The sequence below is a fragment of the Acidocella sp. genome, assembly GCF_035535915.1.
GTDB lineage: Bacteria > Pseudomonadota > Alphaproteobacteria > Acetobacterales > Acetobacteraceae > Acidocella.
Genome location: NZ_DATLPB010000063.1, coordinates 1 through 18,241 on the forward strand (window position 1 = coordinate 1; position 18,241 = coordinate 18,241).

14 protein-coding genes and 1 pseudogene are annotated in these 18,241 nt (G+C 61.0%); 4 read left to right on the forward strand and 11 right to left on the reverse strand.

Features of this window, described 5'->3' with window-relative positions:
- Window positions 1-99: pseudogene (locus tag VNC39_RS07060) on the reverse strand (IS1595 family transposase); the annotation flags it as partial.
- A 148-nt stretch (window positions 100-247) separates the two neighbouring features.
- On the reverse strand, window positions 248-1,153 hold the full coding sequence (gene rsmI / locus VNC39_RS07065; RefSeq protein ID WP_408840323.1) for a 16S rRNA (cytidine(1402)-2'-O)-methyltransferase: 906 nt from the start codon (window positions 1,151-1,153) through the stop codon (window positions 248-250).
- Between rsmI and VNC39_RS07070 the strand changes: the two genes are divergently transcribed.
- Window positions 1,126-2,424 carry a penicillin-binding protein activator gene (locus tag VNC39_RS07070; RefSeq protein WP_325397571.1) on the forward strand — a complete coding sequence of 433 codons (1,299 nt, stop codon included), beginning with the start codon at window positions 1,126-1,128 and terminating at the stop codon, window positions 2,422-2,424. The genes rsmI and VNC39_RS07070 overlap by 28 nt on opposite strands.
- Window positions 2,424-3,812, forward strand: a complete 1,389-nt coding sequence (locus VNC39_RS07075) for an ATP-binding protein (RefSeq protein ID WP_325397573.1) — start codon at window positions 2,424-2,426, stop codon at window positions 3,810-3,812. Before VNC39_RS07070 ends, VNC39_RS07075 begins: the two co-directional genes overlap by 1 nt.
- Window positions 3,813-3,959: 147 nt before the next feature.
- Here the strand turns inward: VNC39_RS07075 and VNC39_RS07080 are convergent, their stop codons facing one another.
- On the reverse strand, window positions 3,960-4,988 hold the full coding sequence (locus VNC39_RS07080) for an aldo/keto reductase (RefSeq protein WP_325397575.1): 1,029 nt from the start codon (window positions 4,986-4,988) through the stop codon (window positions 3,960-3,962).
- A gap of 273 nt (window positions 4,989-5,261) precedes the next feature.
- On the opposite strand from VNC39_RS07080, the gene VNC39_RS07085 reads away from it, so the two are divergent.
- On the forward strand, window positions 5,262-5,792 hold the full coding sequence (locus tag VNC39_RS07085; protein WP_325397577.1) for a GNAT family N-acetyltransferase: 531 nt from the start codon (window positions 5,262-5,264) through the stop codon (window positions 5,790-5,792).
- Window positions 5,793-5,867: 75 nt separating this feature from the next.
- Here VNC39_RS07085 and VNC39_RS07090 read toward each other — a convergent pair whose 3' ends face one another.
- The 8 genes from VNC39_RS07090 to VNC39_RS07125 all read right to left on the reverse strand — a co-directional run bounded on the left by VNC39_RS07090 (window position 5,868) and on the right by VNC39_RS07125 (window position 15,893).
- On the reverse strand, window positions 5,868-6,146 hold the full coding sequence (locus VNC39_RS07090) for a glycine zipper domain-containing protein (RefSeq protein WP_325397579.1): 279 nt from the start codon (window positions 6,144-6,146) through the stop codon (window positions 5,868-5,870).
- Window positions 6,147-6,171: 25 nt separating this feature from the next.
- Entirely contained in the window at window positions 6,172-6,570 is a 399-nt protein-coding gene (locus VNC39_RS07095; protein WP_325397581.1) for a Rap1a/Tai family immunity protein, read from the reverse strand.
- A gap of 265 nt (window positions 6,571-6,835) precedes the next feature.
- On the reverse strand, window positions 6,836-7,651 hold the full coding sequence (locus VNC39_RS07100; RefSeq protein ID WP_325397583.1) for a response regulator transcription factor: 816 nt from the start codon (window positions 7,649-7,651) through the stop codon (window positions 6,836-6,838).
- 15 nt (window positions 7,652-7,666) lie between these two features.
- A complete protein-coding gene (locus tag VNC39_RS07105; RefSeq protein ID WP_325397585.1) occupies window positions 7,667-8,713 on the reverse strand; it encodes a sensor histidine kinase in 1,047 nt (348 codons plus the stop codon).
- 254 nt (window positions 8,714-8,967) lie between these two features.
- The gene (locus tag VNC39_RS07110; RefSeq protein ID WP_325397587.1) at window positions 8,968-10,572 is read right to left on the reverse strand and encodes an efflux transporter outer membrane subunit; all 1,605 of its coding nucleotides are present in this window, start codon (window positions 10,570-10,572) and stop codon (window positions 8,968-8,970) included.
- 115 nt (window positions 10,573-10,687) lie between these two features.
- Window positions 10,688-11,809 (reverse strand): ABC transporter permease, encoded by a 1,122-nt coding sequence (locus VNC39_RS07115; RefSeq protein WP_325397589.1) that lies wholly within the window; start codon window positions 11,807-11,809, stop codon window positions 10,688-10,690.
- Between the two features lie 2 nt (window positions 11,810-11,811).
- The gene (gene rbbA / locus VNC39_RS07120; RefSeq protein WP_325397591.1) at window positions 11,812-14,544 is read right to left on the reverse strand and encodes a ribosome-associated ATPase/putative transporter RbbA; all 2,733 of its coding nucleotides are present in this window, start codon (window positions 14,542-14,544) and stop codon (window positions 11,812-11,814) included.
- Window positions 14,541-15,893, reverse strand: coding sequence for an HlyD family secretion protein (locus VNC39_RS07125; RefSeq protein ID WP_325397593.1), 1,353 nt, complete (start codon window positions 15,891-15,893; stop codon window positions 14,541-14,543). Before VNC39_RS07125 ends, rbbA begins: the two co-directional genes overlap by 4 nt.
- On the opposite strand from VNC39_RS07125, the gene VNC39_RS07130 reads away from it, so the two are divergent.
- Entirely contained in the window at window positions 15,867-18,191 is a 2,325-nt protein-coding gene (locus VNC39_RS07130) for a DUF3141 domain-containing protein (protein WP_325397595.1), read from the forward strand. The two genes, VNC39_RS07125 and VNC39_RS07130, sit on opposite strands and share 27 nt — an antisense overlap.
- The last annotated feature ends 50 nt before the right edge of the window (window positions 18,192-18,241 follow it).

Consider the following 18,241-nt stretch of genomic DNA (forward strand, 5'->3'; position numbering starts at 1 on the left):
CAGCAAATCCGCCGCCGTACGTGCCGTCACGCCAGCCACAAAAAACTCAGCCAGACGATCTTGCTGTTTTTCCGTTAAACGACAGTACCTTAGGTCCATAAAACCATCCTAGATCCGCTCAGGATCTGGGACAGCCCCAAAAACTTTGCTATGCTGGGCCGTGGGCGTTGGCGCTGACAAAGCCCATGGCCCGGCATAACAAAAGTTTTTGCGGCGCTTTTTTCAAAAAGCGCCTGCTTTCTTTTCTTTACTTTTCCTTTCGCCCCAGTTCGAGCGCGCGGGCATAGACCTGTTTTTTCGGCAGGCCGGTGGCGGTTGCCACCGCTGCGGCCGCGTCCTTCAGGCTCATCTGACCGAGTGCGCTTTCGAGGGCATCGTCCAGCGTTTGCGCGGTGGCCGGCTCGGCGGTGGCGGGGCCGATCACCAGGGTAATTTCACCGCGCGGCGCTTCGGCGCTGTAATGGGCGGCCAAAGCGGGCAATGTGTCCCGCTTGACCTCCTCATAATGTTTGGAGAGTTCACGGCACACGGAAGCGGCGCGGGGGCCGAAAATTTCCGTGGCGTCGGCCAGGGTTTCGGCCAGGCGGTGCGGCGCCTCGTAGAAGACCAGGGTCGCGGACAGGCCGGCGGCCTCGGCGTTGCGCAGGCGCTCCAGAGCGGCCCGGCGCGGCCCGGCCTTGGGCGGCAGAAAGCCCACGAACAGGAAAGGCTGCGGCGGCAGGCCGGAGAGGGTGAGGGCGAGGACCGCGGCGTTTGGGCCGGGAATGCCGCTGACCGGCAGGCCAGCTTCAATGGCGGCGCGGACCAGACGGTAGCCGGGGTCGGAGACCAGCGGCGTGCCGGCATCGGAAATCAGCGCGTAATGGGCCCCGTCGCGCATCGCCGCCAGCAACTGGGGGATCCGCGCTTCCTCGTTATGCTCGTGCAGCGCGATCAGCTTCGTGCGTATGTCATAAGCGCGTAACAGAACGCTACTGGTCCTTGTATCTTCACATAAAATCGCGTCGGCGGCGGCTAGCGCCTCTTGCGCGCGGGGAGAAAAATCTTTGAGGTTGCCGATTGGAGTGGAAACCAGCACAAGAGCGGCCGCCGCCAATCGTGACCCCGCAGAGGAGGGCCTCATCGTTGATTCATGAGTCTTCGGTTCGTTCATCGTTTTATCGGCCAGCCTGGATTGTGCTCGGCACGCTGGCGCTTGCCGGCTGCGCAGGTCAAGGCCCGGCGCAGTTTCTGGGTGTGGCGCCGCCGAGCGGCGGCGTGGCCCATCCGGAAAACGCGGCGCCGGCGATCGGCAAAACCAGCGGCAATGTAGCATTGCTGGTGCCGCTGACCGGCCCGCTGGCGCCCTATGGCCAGGCCCTGGAAAATGCGGCGAAGCTCGTCTTCCCCGCAGATGCGTCGCCAAGCCTGGATGTGCGCGACACCGGCGGCACGCCGCAAGGCGCCGCGGCGGCGGCGCAGGCGGCCATCGCCGCGGGGGATGGGATCATCCTGGGGCCATTGACGTCGCCGGAGGCGCATGCCGTGGCGCCGATTGCCACGGGCGCCGGGGTGAACGTGCTGAGCTTCACCAATGACTCCAGCGTCGCCTCCCCCGGAATCTGGCCGCTGGGCATCTCGCCGCGACAGCAGGTGGACCGGGTGATGGAAGTGGCGGCGGGTCAAGGCCGCACGCAAATGGCGGCATTGCTGCCCGACACCGATTTCGGCCGGCAGCTGGGCAGCGACATCAGCGCGGAAAGCGCCCGCTTAAGCGAGCCGAGCCCGCAGATCGTGTTCTTCGACCAGGATTTCAACAGCGTGAATCATGCGGTGCGGGAGGTTTCCGACTTCTCCTCGCGCGGCGAGCAGATTGAAAACGAGATCCGGCAGGCGCGGAATCTGGACACCGCGGCCGGGCGGGAGCAGGCGCGCCAGCTCGAACACCAGCAGATCCCGCCGCCGCCGTTCAACACCCTGTTCATCGGCGCCACCCGTGCCGACACGCTGGCGGAGTTTGCGACGTTCCTGCCGTATTACGATGTGAACCAGCCGCAGGTGCAGTTTCTGGGGCCGGCTTTGTGGGCGCCGCTGGCGACGCAGATGGCGCATCAATCCGTGCTGCTGGGGGCCATGTATGCGGCGCCGGACCCGGCAGCCGCGGCGGCGTTCAATACGAAATATCAGGCGACCTATGGCGCGGCGGCGCCATCGATCGCCAATCTGGGCTTTGACGCCGCGGCGATCGCCAAACTGGCGGCCTCCCAGGGCAACTACACGACGTCTGTGCTGACCGCGCCGGCCGGCTTCACAGGTACCGACGGCACCTTGGTGTTGGCGCCGAATGGCCAGGTGCAGCGCGGGCTGGCGGTGTTCCAGGTGGCCCCCCAGACACCTGCCGTTGTCTCTCCTGCGCCCACGCAGCTTAGGCCGCCGGTCGGCTGATGGATGAGGGGCAGTTCGAGCGGGCCTGGCCGGCGACCTTTGCCAGCTTTCTTGCGCTAGGCGCGCTGCCCACGCTTGTCTTCGGGCTGCTGGTGGCGTTCGGAGAACTGCACTGGCTGCCCGGATTGATCGGCTGGGCCTTGTGCACCGTGGTGGCGGCGGGATTCGGCGCGCTGCTGGGGCGGGAAGTGCTGACGCTGACCCGCCTGGTCCGCGCCCTGCGCGGCAGTGAAGACGACGTGCAGAGGGCGGCGGACACCGCGCTGCTGGTGCCGGGCATCCGCGCGCTCGGCGAGGAGGCGATCCGTCTGGTGCATGCCGAGCATGCCGCGCGCGCGCGGATCATGGGCAGCGCCGCGGAGGACCGCGCGTTGGTGGAACGCCTGCCGGACCCGCTGTTGAAGCTGGATGCCGGCGGCAACCTGGTGTGGCGGAATGCCGGCGCGATGGCCGCGTTCGGCATGGAGACCGCGGCGTTGCTGCGGCACCCGGCGTTGCGCGAGGCGCTGATGGAGGCGCGCGACGGCCAGCCGGTGCGCAGCAAAATCGCCGTGTCGGCGCCCGTGCCGCGCGACCTGGACATAACCGTGATCCCGGTGGGCGGCCCGGTTTACGTGCTGCTCTCCGACCGCACGCGCGAGCGCAGCCTGGAGAAGATGCGCGCGGATTTCGTCGCCAATTCCAGCCATGAGCTGCGCACGCCGCTGGCCAGCCTGATCGGCTTCATCGAGACGTTGCGCGGGCCGGCGGCTGACGACCCGGCGGCACAGCAGCGGTTTCTCGGCATCATGGCCGAGCAGGCGGCGCGGATGCAACGCATGATCGCGGATCTGCTCAGCCTGTCGAAGATCGAAATTTCCGAGCATCAGCCGCCGGTGGAATTGCTGGAGCTGCGGCCGCTGCTGGAACGGATCGTCGCCGGGATGGAGCCGATGCTCAAGGAGAATTCCACGCGGATGGAGGTGGCTATTCCGCCCGATCTGCCGCTTGTGCCAGCCGATGCCGACCAGCTGGTGCAGGTTTTCACCAACCTGCTCGACAATGCCCTGAAATACGGCAAGCCCGGCGGTTGCATCCGGCTCGTCGCCACGCATGCGGCGAGCGATCCGCGCTTCGAGCCCGGCGGCGTTCTGGTCAGCGTCAGCGATGAGGGCATGGGCATCGCGCGCGAGCATATTCCCCGCCTGACCGAGCGATTCTACCGCGTGGATAAAGGCCGTTCGCGCGCCGTGGGGGGCACCGGGCTTGGCCTTGCCATTGTCAAGCACGTGGTCAACCGGCATCGCGGGCGGATGGTGATCGAAAGTGTCGAGGGCAAGGGCACGACCGTGACGGTGTGGCTGCCGTCGCGCGGCACCAAGCTGATCGGGATGAATTCGGCGGCATAAGGAAGTGGCCGCTTTTTGAAAAAAGCGGCGCAAAAACTTTTGTTATGCCGAGCCATGGGCATTGTCGCCGATACCGCCCATGGCCCAGAGTCATAAAGTTTTTTTGCTACTTTTTGTTCACAAAAAGTAGCGCTTTCTTTTTGCTTTTTACTGCTGCCCGGCTTCGTTCAGCTGCGGCGTGTCGCGCTGATGCCAGACCGGGTAAGCCGCCGGCACATCGCTCGCCTCATCGAGGTGCTTCATCTGGTCTTGGGTGAGAGTCCAGCCGACCGCGCCGATATTCTCGATCAACTGCGCCTCGTCACGCGCGCCGATGATCACGTTGCTCACCGTCGGGCGCTGCAGCAGCCAGTTGAGGGCGACTTGCGGAATGGTCTTGCCGGTTTCTTTTGCAACTTCGTCCAACGCATCGACGATCCGGAACAGCCGTTCCTCCTCGTAATGCGGGCCGGTGCCGGCGATGTCGTGCGCGCGGGTGCCGGGCTTGGCCGGCTGGCCGCGGCGGATTTTGCCGGTGAGCTTGCCCCAGCCGAGCGGGCTCCAGATCAGCGCGCCGATGCCCTGGTCGCGGCCGAGGGGCAGCAGTTCCCATTCATAATCGCGGTTCAGCAGCGAGTAATAGACCTGATGTGCGACATGGCGCGGATAGCCGTAGCGATCTGAGACGGCGACGGATTTCATCATATGCCAGCCGGAGAAATTCGAACCGCCGATATAGCGCAGCTTGCCGTCGCGCACGAGCTGGTCGAGCGTAGAGAGCGTCTCTTCGACCGGTGTGTTGTAATCCTGGGCATGCAACTGCAACAGGTCGATTGTCTCTACTTGCAGGCGCTTGAGGCTTTTTTCTACCGCCTTGATGAGATGCTGGCGCGACGAGCCGAAATCGTTGGCGCCGTCTCCGGTGGGGAAGGTGACCTTCGTGGAAATGAGCAGGTGTTCGCGCTTGCCCTTGATCGCCTGGCCGAGAATTTCCTCCGCCATGCCGTCGGAATAAATATCTGCTGTGTCGAACAGGGAGACACCATGGTCGAGGCATATATCGACCAGACGTTCCGCGCCCTTCACATCGGTCGAGCCCCAGGCTTTGAAAAATTCGTTAGAGCCGCCGAAGGTTGCGGTGCCAAAGCTCAATACCGGCACGCGCAGCCCGGAATGGCCAAGCCGACGATGTTCCATGTTCTGCTCCTGATAATTTCTTGTAACCTGCGAGATATGGTTGTTTGCGCCTCTTTCCAGAGCCGATGAGCGACGAAAAGGGCGGAGGGCGCCCGGGACCATTTCCGGCGCTGCTGTTTTGTTAGTTCTGTCGCCAGAATGAGAGGGCGGAGAGGAGGTCGGTGCCCGGACGTCCGCCGTGCCGCCCCTTATCAAAGTCATTGCTGGGCGGGGCGCGGGTCTGGTAGCAATGGGGCATTGCTTCGCGGCGCGTGGCGGAGCGAATGGTGGAACATGCCGGATCGGGAAAATTATATTTTTACCGAGACGCTGAAGGACGGGACCCGCGTCATTGTCCGGGCGGTGCGACCGGATGATGGCCCTAGAATTCGGCGTGCATTCGCAAATCTTGAGCCGGATACGATCTATCTTCGGTTTTTTAGCCATAAGTTGCAGATCACCGATCAGGAATTGAAACGCGTTACGGACGCCGATTTTCTCTACGATGTTGCGCTCGTGACAACGATCGGGACGGGTGATGCGGAAATCGTGATCGGCGGCGCGAGCTATGCGGCGCCACGCATGGAGGCCCCGCCGAGCACCGCGGAAATTGCATTCACGGTCGAAGAGGACTTCCAAAAACGCGGGGTGGGGGGACTGCTGCTCCGCCATCTCATCAGCATAGCCCGGCAGAACAAGCTGAAAGAATTGACCGCCGAGATTCTCGCCACGAACGGTCCCATGTTGGCGGTGCTGCGGCGGAGCGGTTTGAAGAGTAAAGTCCGGCGTGCGGCGGGCGTCGTTCATGTGACGCTGTTTCTTTAGCGCAACCCCGCCGAGAGCCTATGTCGTCCACTCTCATGCCGATCAGAATTACATTTCCGGTGTGATGCGGCGGCTCTATTGAGCCGGCGGCGCTCCTGAATGCCCCGCCGTGTAACCCTCCTGGTACGATTGCTGCTCACTGTTCTTGACGTGATTGTAAATCGCCCCGCCGGCGAGGCCGACGCCCGCGCCGATGAGGGTTCCGAGCCCCGCATTTCCGGCGACCGCCCCGAGGATGGCGCCGCCGGTGGCGCCCGCCGCCGTGCCGCCAAGGAGCCTGTTCTGGGTCGGCGTGAGATTCTCGCAGCCGGCCAGCATCAGGATGCAGATTGAGAGAGCGAGCAGTGCCTTCATCGCAACCACCTCCCTATAAGATCGTCTACTGGCTGCAGGGGTAGGTTGCAGCCAGGAACCCGGCGACTCCATCCGTAGCGGGCATCGACGTGCGTGAGGGGTCGGCTGACACCCATTGCACGAATTCGGAGAGCGCCCGGTTCCGCGAAACCCCCTTTGCGGGAAGACAGAACAATGGCTTGGCGCCGGGATTGACGGCGTCTTGCTCCTGCAGCACGCGCTCCACGCCCACGGCAAAGCCATGACAGAAATTCACCGCCGGCGCGGCCAACGGATCAGACGGTGCGGCGGTGCACAGGGCCACGAGCTGACCGGTGGTGCGGACCAGAAAATCGTCTGACGATACCGCGGCCATGCTGCGCATGGGGACGAGAGTGGCAAAGGGGAGTGACAGAAGAAAGACAAATTGACCCAGTTGTCGCATTGTTTAATCCTCCCTGATAATGTTACGACGCTGTGAATTTCGATGCAATCAGAAACTGTTGCGCGCGAAAAATTCTAACGTTTGTCCGAAGTGAAACGAATCTGATCAGTGACAGGTTTGAGCCGAGACTGAATTTTAGCCCCCTATGCTCCCGGGACCCTCTGAGATCCGACGTCTCTCCGCGTTGGACCGAGGGAGGTGTCGAGCTGATTTATCAAACCAAGGTTGTATACCGATATTGTGCCTATGGAATGTATGGAGCCGATCACGCGCCTGGATTCATACAATCTACAATGTGGTTGCGTATGGCGAAGAGCACGACATCCACAATCGAGTTCGCGCCGATTTTGCGCATGATCGCAAAGCGGTGCGTCTCAACGGTCTTCACCCCGATGCCGAGACGGCGGGCGACCTCCTTATTGGGCCGGCCTTCGGCAAGGAGTTGAAGGACCTCACGCTCGCGCCCGGTGAGCGAGGCGCCACGTTCAGGTGACGAAGGCATCTCCTGCGCCATGGCATGCAGATAGCCGCTGAGAATGGTTTCACTCACATGCGCGTTAAAATAGGGGCGATGGGCGGCGAGCGAGGCGACGGCTTCGATAAGAGTCTGCGCCGGGTCTGACTTCAGCAAATAGCCGCGCGCCCCTGCGGCCAACATGCTTCGAACCAAATGCTCGGAATCGTGCATGGTGAATACGAGGATTTCCGTGGCGGGACTGACCTTACGTATCTGCAGGGCGGCGTCGACCCCGTTGAGTTCCGGCATGCTGATATCAAGAATGGCGATATCCGGCTTCATCTCCTGGCAGAGGTTCACGACTTGGCGGCCGTTCTGCGCCTCACCGCAGAGCACCCAATGCGCGTGCCCATCGAGTATTTTCCGGAGCCCCTCGCGAACGATGTCGTGGTCATCGGCGATAAGAATACGGACCCGCCTGGGCACGTCCTGATGCGAACCGGATGGTCTTTCGTTCATGACATCGCCGTCCATGTTGCGCGTTGCCTGCCGGGTTCGGGAAAGTCGCACTGGTAGTGCGTTTGCGCGCGCCGGATTAATGGTGACGCCGCGATCGTTGGCCATTGATCTGGCTCCGTTTCAAGGCAAAGCGGTGTTCGCGGCTCCCGTTAAACCCGCGGCAGGAAATACCGCGCGCAAAATGGTGCCATGCTTGTTGCATTGGATCGACAGGCTGCCACCATACCGAACCGCCCGCGCGCGCATGCTGCCAATGCCTACGCCGGGTCGCGTTGAAAGTTTCTCTTTCATGGAGACTGCCGGGCATTGTCGTCCGTAATCCGCGATTTCCAGAACCAGCTTGTCATCATCTGGCTTCATGGTCACGACAGCCGCATCGCTGCCCGAGTGCCGGTATACGTTCGTCAATGCCTCTTGTACGATCAGAAGCACCCCTTGTTTCGCGTCGGGCGACATTGGCGGAAGCCCCACGGCAACGTCACAGGCGACCTGGATCCCCGTGCGCTCCACGAAGCCATTCAAAAACGAGCGGACGAGTTTGGCCAGCCCGGCATCGCCGAGGTCGGGCGGGTAGAGAAGGTAGCTGAATGCCCTGATCTCGCGGAGTGAGCGTTCAAGATGCTCCAATGCTTTCACACCGCATTCGGAAACGTTTCCCGATTTCACGATGTCACTGAGTGCCCTCTCGAGATAGAGTTTTGACGCCACAAGATGCTGTGCCGTGGTGTCGTGGATCATGCGGGCAATCCGCTGGCGTTCGGCATCCGTGACCTCGAGCAACGCCGAGGAAAGGCGGCTTATATCGCATTGCGCCTGGCGGAGATCGCTTATGTTTCGATGGATGATGGCAACGTGGCCGGGAAGATCTCGAATGCTGGAGGCATTCATCTGCAGCCAGAGTTCGCTACGCCCATCGGTGATTTTGTGCAGGATCGACAATGACTGACGTTCACCGGAAAATAGCTCGCGCAAGTTTTTTGCCGTGGCGGAAAGATTCGGTAATGACCCGTCGACAACGCCAAAGTGCCGCAGAAAAGCGTGATCATTATCGGTGTCTGACGCGTTTCGGGCGTCGACAAGGGTTGCCCAATGGGCGTTTTGCAGCACGATTCGGCTGGACTGATCGGCGATGGCGAATGGATCGGAAACGGCGTTGATGGCGCTCAAGACCGGAATTTCTGACTGTTCCGCAGGTGGCACTCTCCGAGGCCGTGGAGAGAGATAATGAGTTGCGGCATTGTCGCGAACCTGGATGACTGGCGTCCGTCGGAGCGACATTGGCCATGACCTCCGCTGAATATCGACTGCGGTAAGTTGTTGCCCCGAAATGAGTTCCGGTAATTGATCTATGTCAACTTCCTGCTACCCAGTTCGCCGCAACGAAGCTGGAGCATCACGGCGTTTTTACGAGCCTTTCGGCACTACCACTCGGGTGGACCGATGCCCATATTGTGCCAGAATCCAGTCGTCGGGATTGCGGGATTGGGCCGGCCCTCCGGTGGCAACAAATTTCCCCAATTGGTCCGCTGCCTCATCTCTTCGCTGGTGGCCGGGCTTACAAATCCTTGGTTATCCGCGATCTCCCACCCGCCGCCCAGAGCCCGGTAGATTTGGGCAACGCTGGATGCGCGCGTGCCCATCGCGGCCGCGAGGTTCGTTTCTGCTTGCAGCAGGTTCTGCTCGGTCGTCAGTACGGTCGTAAAATCCACAAGCCCTTCATGGTACTGAATGAGCGCCAGGTTCAGCGCGCCCTGCGTCGCCTTGACGCTGCGCCGCAGGAAATTTTCTTGCTGCCCTGCGAAGACAAAGCTCGCGATTGCGTTCTCGACCTCTTCCTGCGCCGTCAACACCGTGTTCTTGTAGTCGATCAGGCGTGCCTGCAGGCGCGCGTCCTGGACCCGGACATTGTTGGTAATTTGCCCGTAGTTGAGGATGTTCCAATGGAAGGAGGGACCGAACGAGAAGCTTACCGCCTTATAGGTGAAGAAGTCGGAGAGGCTTGCGGGGGGCGCATCGGTGGCCGCGAGGCCGACCGAGCCGAAGAGCGAAAATGCCGGGTAGAGATCTGCCTTGGCGATGCCGATCTGGGCGCTCTGCGCCGCGGCCAACAGTTCCGCCGCGCGAACGTCCGGGCGTCGGCGCAGAAGGTCGGCGGGCATGCCGACGACCACGTTATCGGGAGGCGTGGGCAGCCCTGATGACTCGTCCAGGATCGGGTCCAGGGTTTGCGGCGCCATCCCCAGCAGCACCAGCAGCGCGTTCTTTCCCTGTGCCAGCTGTGTCGCGAGTTGCGGCAATTGCGCCTCGGTCGAGGCCAGCACGTCCTGCGCCTGGTAGACGTCCAACCGCGTGGTGCTGCCCTCGTCGAAGCGAGTTTGCGCAATGCCGAGTGCGTGGCGCTGTGTTTTGATATTGGACTGGGCGATCGCGATCTGCGTTTGCAGAGTCCTGATCCCGATATAGGTGGTGGCGACGTTTCCGAGCAGACTCACCAAGACATCGTCATAGCCGGCGACCGAGGCGAGATAGGCGGCGGTCGCCGACTCCACGCCGCGCCGGAATTTTCCCCAGAAATCGAGCTCCCAGACCAGTTCAGGGCCCAAGGTCGCCCGCCAGAAATCTTCCGACGGCGCTGCCGCTGAGTAGATATCCTGGTGGCTGAGACGGTTGTAGCTCAGACTGCCGTTGATCGCCTGCACCTGCGGGTAGACATTGCCAGTGGCGATGCCGAGTTCCGCGCGCGCCTCAAGCACGCGAGCCCCAGCCGATTGCAGGGTGAGGTTCTGCGCATAGGCCAGCGCTTCAAGTTGGCGCAGGGCGGGGTCGTCGAAGACGTTCCACCAATTGCGAAGGTCGGGCTCCTTTGCCGACATTGGCTGTCCGCCCGCATCGAGATAGGCCGGGGCCACGGGGGTCTCGGGTGTTTTGAAGTTTGGGCCGACCAGCGTGCAGCCGGAACAGGAGGTGGCAATCGCGGCGGACGCCATGAGGAACTGGCGGCGCGTCACCAAACGGGTGCGTCTCAACCCGCGTGTCTGGACATGGTCCGTGCCCATGCTCTGGCGCCGGCCAACCGGCAATGCTGTCATCGTGATCTCCCCTGTCGACGGGCTGATCGACCCGCCGTTTTCGTGAAATCCGTCATTGAGCGGCCAGAAAGGAGCGGAATCTCACGAAACTGGCGACAAAAAAGAAGAGGCCAATCGCAAAAACAATAAGGAAATCCGTCCAGACCACCGTGAGTCCCGCGCCGCGGAACAGAATGGCTTGCGCGAAGGAGACGAAATGCGTGGAGGGAAAAATCTGCACCGCGGTCTGCATCCAGGGCGGCATGCTTTCAACGGGCGTGTTGCTCCCTGAAAGTAGGTTCATGGGTAACACGAGCAGGATGAACATGAGGCCAAGCTGAGGCATCGTGCGCGCGACGGTGCCGAGAAAAATCCCCAGTGACGTGGCAAAAAACAGATAGAGCAATGTTCCGAACAGAAACAAACCGACGGAACCCATGGCATGAAGGCCAATGACGCCGCGCAACATTCCATAAATGCAGGCGGCGGTAACCGTGATGATGATCAGTGCATTCGCCAGCACCTTGGACACCATGATCTCCGTTGGCCCCAAAGGCATCACCAGAAGATGTTCGAGCGTTCCATGCTCACGTTCGCGCAGCAACGCGGCACCGGATAGCAAAACCGAAAGCATCGTGATGTTGTTGAGCATACCCATTGTGCCGGTGAACCAGGATCCGATCAGCCCCTGATTGTAGGCGGCGCGAATCTGGACGGCGACGGACGGCCTTGCCGCGGGAGCGACGCTCTCGAGGAATTTGCTGACCTCGGTTTGGATGATGGTGTTGAGATAGCTGGCGCCGAGACCAGCCTGCATCATCGCCGTGGCGTCGACCAGCACCTGGACCGTTGCCGACCGATCGGCCCGTATGTCGGCTTCGAAATCGGGTGGAATATCGACGACGAAAGTGAAACGCGCACGATCCATCGCCGGATCGATTTCGTCACGCGCGAGGGCAACGGGGTTCTGAAAAAGCGGCGGCATGATCGCGTCGGTGATGCGATGCGCGAGGGCGGAGTGGTCCTCGTCGACCACCGCGATGGACGCATCGGCCAGTTCCTGCGATATGCCGGTGGCTTGGCTGTAGACGGCGAACGTAAATGAGTAAATCACGAAAATGACCATGAATGTGTCGCGCCGAAGGCTGATCATCTCCTTCCATGTCAGTTGCAGGATGTTCCGAATGCGCGACAACGCTATTTCTCCTGTTTTGGAAGAAGGGCCATCGCCAGAATCAGAAGGACCGGCCAGATCACCGCCATCCAGAAAATGAACGGCAGGACATCGATGAATGACAGGGATTTCGTGAACGCCCCGACGCTGACTTTCATGAAATAGGTGGTCGGAAATATCGTGCCGATCACGTAGCCAGTGCCTTTGAGCGTGGAGACTGGCTGGAGCATTCCGGAAAATTGTGTGGCCGGCAGCATCGTCGCGATGGCGGTTCCGAATACGGCGGCCATTTGTGTCGTGGTTATGCAGGATGAAAGGAGGCCGATTGCGGTGGTGGAGAATACATAGACAATGGCGCCGACCATAATCCCCAGCAGGCTCCCTTTCAGGGGAACGGCGAAGATCGTCACCGCCATGAGGACCATGACGAGGAAATTGACCAGCGCGAGAATGACGTAGGGGATCTGTTTTCCCAAAAGAAATTCGATTTTTGTAACGGGTGTCCCGTATAAATTGGTAATGGTGCCGAGCTCCTTTTCGCGAACTACGGACAAGGCCGTGAGAATGGAGGGTACGAAGATGAGCAGCAGCGCGATGGTCGATGGCACCATCGCATCGACGCTGCGGAAGGCCTGATTATAGCGGAATCGGGTTGCCACATCGACCGCCGGTGAATGGTGGCTGCCGCCATAGCCGGAGAGGTCCTGCAGGAATTGCTCGTTCAGCCGGGTGATGTAGGATATGATCGTGAGCGCAAAAAACACGTTGGATCCGTCAACGGTCGCGGCGACGTCGACCGGATGGGACTGTCGAATATTGCGTGAGAAATTTGGCGGTATCTCCACGGCGAACGTTATGGCGTGCGCGCGGAGCGCGCGGTCGAGGTCGGCTTGGCTGTGGAGTGGCGGCCGCTGGATGAAATAGGACGAGCCGGCATACCCGTCTATATACAGCCGGCTCTCCGGTGTCTGGTCGAAATCCAGCACGGCGTATTTGACGCGGTCCACATCCAACGTGATGCCGAAGCCGAAGACCAGCATGAGGATCAGCGTACCCGCAAGCGCGATCGTCAGACGGATCGGGTCGCGCGCGAGTTCCACGGCTTCACGCCAGCCATAGGCGAGAATGCGTTTGGGAGAGAAAACCGGATAATGGCGCGACGCGGTGTCCTCTGCCGCCTGAAAGGCGGAGGACGCTGAGGGAAGCGTTTCTTGCGCCCCGCCTTTTTGCATATAGGCGATGAAGGCATCTTCCAGCGTGGTTGCGTTCTGCTCCTGCTGAAGCTTTTCCGGCGTGTCACAGGCGATCACACGACCGGCATGCATGAATGAGATGCGGTCGCATCGTAAGGCCTCGGACATGAAATGCGTTGTGACAAAGATGGTTACGTGCTGATCCCTGGAGAGCGTAATCAGTTGCTTCCAGAACATGTCCCGCGCGACCGGATCGACCCCCGAGGTCGGCTCGTCGAGGATGAGGATTTGCGGCTCGTGCAGAACCGCGACGGCCAGTGAGAGCCGTTGCCGAACGCCGAGCGGCAGGGCATCCGGCAACTCGTCCAGATGGGGCAGCAATCCGAATTGTCGTGTGACGGTGTCCAGGCGCTTGGCGCCGCGGGCGCCGCGTATATCGAAAATCTCGGCGTGCAAATGGAGATTTTGTCGGACCGTAAGTTCACTGTACAGGGAAAAAGCCTGGGACATGTAACCGATGCGCCGCCTTGTTTCGATGTCTTTCGCCTCAAGCTTCTGCCCGAACAGCAGCGCTTCTCCTGAACTTGATGGCAGCAGGCCGGTCAGCATTTTCATCGTCGTGCTTTTGCCGCAGCCATTGGAGCCGAGGAAGCCGAAGATTTCTCCCTGGCGAATCGAGAATGACACTTTGTCGACGGCCGTGAATGTACCGAACCGGCGCGTCAGCTCATGCGCCTCAATCGCCACCGGTGCGTCGGCGGGAATGGGTTCCACCGCCGCTACGGCCTGCCGCAACGCTTCGGTGCGCTCTGTCGGAAGCAAAGCAATGAACGCGCGCTCCAGCGTGTCGGTGCCGGTTTTGGCTTTGAGTTCGGAAGGTGCGCCGTCCGCGAGAATTTTGCCGCCATCCATCATGACCACACGCTCGAACCGATCGGCTTCATCCATGTCCGACGTGGCGACCACGACCGTAAGGCCCGGGCGGGCGGCCATGATTCCACCGACGAGCTCCCAGAACTGGCGGCGTGACAGCGGGTCGACACCCGTCGTTGGTTCATCCAGGAGGAGAAGATCCGGATCGTGGACCAGCGCGCAGCACAGGCCGAGCTTCTGTTTCATGCCGCCGGACAATTTTCCCATGAAGCGGCTGGCAAATTGGGCGAGTCCGATGGCGCCGAGCAGCTTGGCGATCCTGGACTCGCGCTCCGCACGATCCTGGCCGAACAGGCGTCCGAAAAAATCGACGTTTTCCCGAACGGTCAAGGCAGTATAGAGGTTTTTTCCAAGCCCCTGCGGCATGTAGGCAATGCGCGGCATCACATTCCGCCTTTGGCGCGGATCGGTCATGTCGGCGTCGAGCGCCACGAGCTTTCCATGCTGGATTTTCTTCACGCCGGCGATCAAGGCCATGAGGGTGGATTTGCCGACACCATCCGGCCCGATCAGCGCCACGGTGGAGCCGGAGGAAACGGTCAGGCTGACATCATCCACCGCCATGATGTTCGCATACACATGTCGGATGGCCTGAATCTCGATCGCGGCAGAAGATGACGGCGGGGTCATTCGGTGGCGGCCTCTGCCGTGAGATCGGATTCCAGCCAATGCGGCCATTTTACGTTTGAATCGAGCTTTACATAGGCCACGCCGGTGACGCCGACTTTGATCTGGTTGATGTATTTCATGACCAAAGGTTCGGGGACGCTGAGCTTGACGCGGAACATCATGCGTTCCCGTTCGGTCTGAGTTTCAACTTGCTTGGGCGTGAACTGGCCGCGTGGCGACACGAACGAGACATAGCCCGGAATGGGGCGGCCGGGCATCGCGTCCACCACGATGCGGCCGGGGGCGCCCAGAGCCAGCCTGGCGGCTTGCGTGCTGGGCAAAAAGAACGTCATGTAGATGTCGCTGAGATCCACCAGCGTTCCGACTTGCCCGCCCGCCGGAAGGGTTTCACCGATATTGGCCGGGCGAAACAGCATACGGCCCAATTTCGGTGCAATGAGCGTCGAATCGTCGATCATATGTTGCAGGCGTTCCTGCTCGGATTTCGCCGCGACGACGGCGGCCTCCGCGGCAGCGGTGGCGGATTTTGCCGCGGCGAGGCGCTCGGTAGCGGAAATTTGCGCGGCTGTGAGCTGCTCGACACGTTGGCGACTGATCGCGTCTTTCGCAACCAGGATCTTGCCACGCGCCAGTTCGCTATTCGCGAGATCGAGCTCGGCCTGGCGGACCTGAATGGTTGCGCGGCTGGCCTCCACATCTTTTTGGCGTTGCTCCGCCAAGGCCGCCGCCGCGCGCTCGGACGCGGCCAGCTCGCTCGTGTCCATGCGCGCGAGAACCTGCCCTTTTTGGACAAGATCGCCTTCTTTGAAATCGATTTCCGCAATGCGGCCGGCGTATTTCGTCGAGATCGCGATCTCGTCGCCTTCGATTCTGCCGTTGCCGAACGCAATGCCGGGGGGAAGCCGGGATTGCAGTACTCTATAGTAATAATAGCCGCCGCCGCCGATAACGGCGACGGCGATTACCGCGAAAATGACAATACGTCGCCTGGTCATCCGGAACATCCGTTCATGGAATGTCTCGCCCTGACCGGATTTTAAGCGGCCGGCCGATGGCACGAACATCCGGCTGACCCCTGAGATGTGGCAGAGAGAATGCGGGGAAGCGGCCGTTGATTTACGCGAATCCCGCTTTTTTCTAAGGCCAATTTTCAGGGGCGCTCGGTATTGTGCCGGATGGTCAAGCGGGTGTGGTGACGATAATGCTGACCCTCCTCGACCTCTCGTTTTCCTCGGAATGCCGAAGCGGGAAGCAGGGATGGTCCCGGTCTGCGGGCATTTCGGGAAACCAAGGAAACCACGGGATAGTAAGGAAATTATGGAATGACGCTTGCGGACCGTCCTTTGCACGCGCCAGCCACGCAACCGCTCCCGTCACTTTCCGTTGGGGCGCCGGAATCGACGGGCGAGCCGGCGAACAAGATAGCGTGGATCGAATCGGCCTGGACCATGGCGATGTTCCCTGCCGAAATTGCCGCGCAAGCATTGGCCTATAGCCTGGATTCGTGGCAACGCTCCATTTTGTTCCTGGATATTCTGCGGCGGCGCGGCAATAGTTATTTCGAGCATAATGCACGACGGGCGCCCCACGTTCTGCATTACGGGTTTGAACTTGTGATGAACGGCCTTGAGCTGGAGCGTCCCGTCAATTACGGTCTGCTTCGCATGTTGGCGCCTGATGGGATGCAAAAAAGCGATCCACGCATGCGTCCTGTCGTCGTATTCGATCCGCGCGCGGGGCACGGGCCGGGCATTGGGGGCATGAAGTCCGACAGCGAAATCGGGGTGGCGCTGGCGGCCGGTCATCCGTGTTATTTTGTGGGTTTCCTCCCGGAGCCCGTGCGCGGCCAAACGGTCGAGGATGTATGCCGTGCCGAGGCGGCGTTCGTTCGTAAGGTGGTGGCGCTGCACCCGGAGGCGGATGGCAAACCCTTGCTGATCGGCAATTGTCAGGCCGGCTGGCAAATTGCCATGATGGCCGCCATGAATCCGGATCTCGTCGGACCCTTGATGCTCGCAGGTTCGCCGCTCTCTTATTGGGCCGGCGTCCGCGGGAAAAACCCGTTGCGGTATCTGGGAGGGTTGCTCGGCGGAACATGGAGCACGTCTCTCGTCGGAGATCTGGGACACGGCCTGTTCGACGGCGCCAATCTGGTCAGGAATTTCGAGGCGCTCGATCCGGCGAACACTTATTGGAAAAAGCCTTACAATGTCTACGCCAAAGCGGATACGGAAGGGCCGCGTTTCCTGGAGTTTGAAACCTGGTGGGGAAGCCCGGTACTGCTGACGGAAGGCGAGATGCAGAGCATTGCCGATGAGCTGTTCGTCGGTAACCGGCTCTCTTGCGCCGGCATTCGGACCGCGGAGGGCACCGCGGTGGATCTGCGTAACATCAAATCACCAATTATCGTGTTTTGCTCGTTCGGCGACAATATCACGCCGCCGCAACAGGCGCTGGATTGGATCCTGGATCTTTACGACCATGATGCCGATTTGGTCGCTGCCGGGCAAACCATCGTTTATGCGCTGCATCTGACCATTGGGCATCTCGGTATTTTTGTGTCGGCTAAGGTCGCGACGAAAGAGCATCAGGAACTGCAGCAGGCCATGGACCTGATCGATATATTGCCGCCAGGCCTGTATGAAGTGGTCTTTGAAGAGAAGACCGCGGACACGCCAAGCCAGGAGCTGGTTTCCGGGAAGTATGTCGTCCGTTTCGAGCCGCGCGGCCTGGCGGATATCCGCGCGCTGGGCGTGAACAACGCGGAGGATGATCTGCGTTTTGCCACGGTCGCGCGGGTCTCTGACGTGACACAAGGCGTGTATAAAACCTATGTCAGCCCCTTCGTGCGGGCATTCAGCAATGAATATACCGCGGAATGGCTGCGGCAGATGCACCCTTATCGCCTACGCTATGAGATGTTTTCAGACCGCAATCCGCTGCTGTGGCCGCTCGCCATGATGGCAGAAGATGTCACGGCCAACAGGGTTCGCATCGGTGCAAATATGTTTTCGCAAGGCGAGAGCGCGGTGTCGGACCACATGGTGAAAGCTCTCGATTTCTACCGCAATGTCAGGGACTCGTGCATCGAGGGCTGGTTTCTGTCGGTTTACGGCGCGGTACCGTTGCAGGCCTGGTTGGGGATGCGGGCAAATGCGTCGGAGGTGGGCCATCATGTAGCAGGTGCCCTGGCACGTCAAGAGCATCTCGCCGGCGCGGTGGCGGAACGCGAGGCGCGTTTCTACAAAGGCGGGGTGCGCGAGGCGGGTATCCGCGCGCTCGTTTATATCGGCTTGGGCCGTGAGGTGCCGTCATTTGATGAACGCGGCTTTGCAATCCTGCGGCAGGTCCGGGCGAACACGCCGGAGCCAGAGCGTAGTCCCCTGGCGGCATTTAAGGAGATGGTGCGGGAACAATTAGCGCTCCTGCGCGCCGACGAGGAGCGTGCGATGTCCGCGCTGCCGACATTGCTGCCACGCGACGTCGATGCGCGCAAAACGGCGTTCGAGCTAATTCGCCGCATCTCCCTGGCGCGCGGTGATTTAAGCGGCGAGGCGAAGCGGCGTCTGGCGCGGGTGGAGGCATTGTTCGAATTGTCGGAGCCCCCACCCGCCGCGGAGACCGGCGCGGTGCGAACGCTGGAATGACCGGTAACGGAGGGTCGAGAAACGCCGCCGGCGTTAGAAGGTGAGTGGCT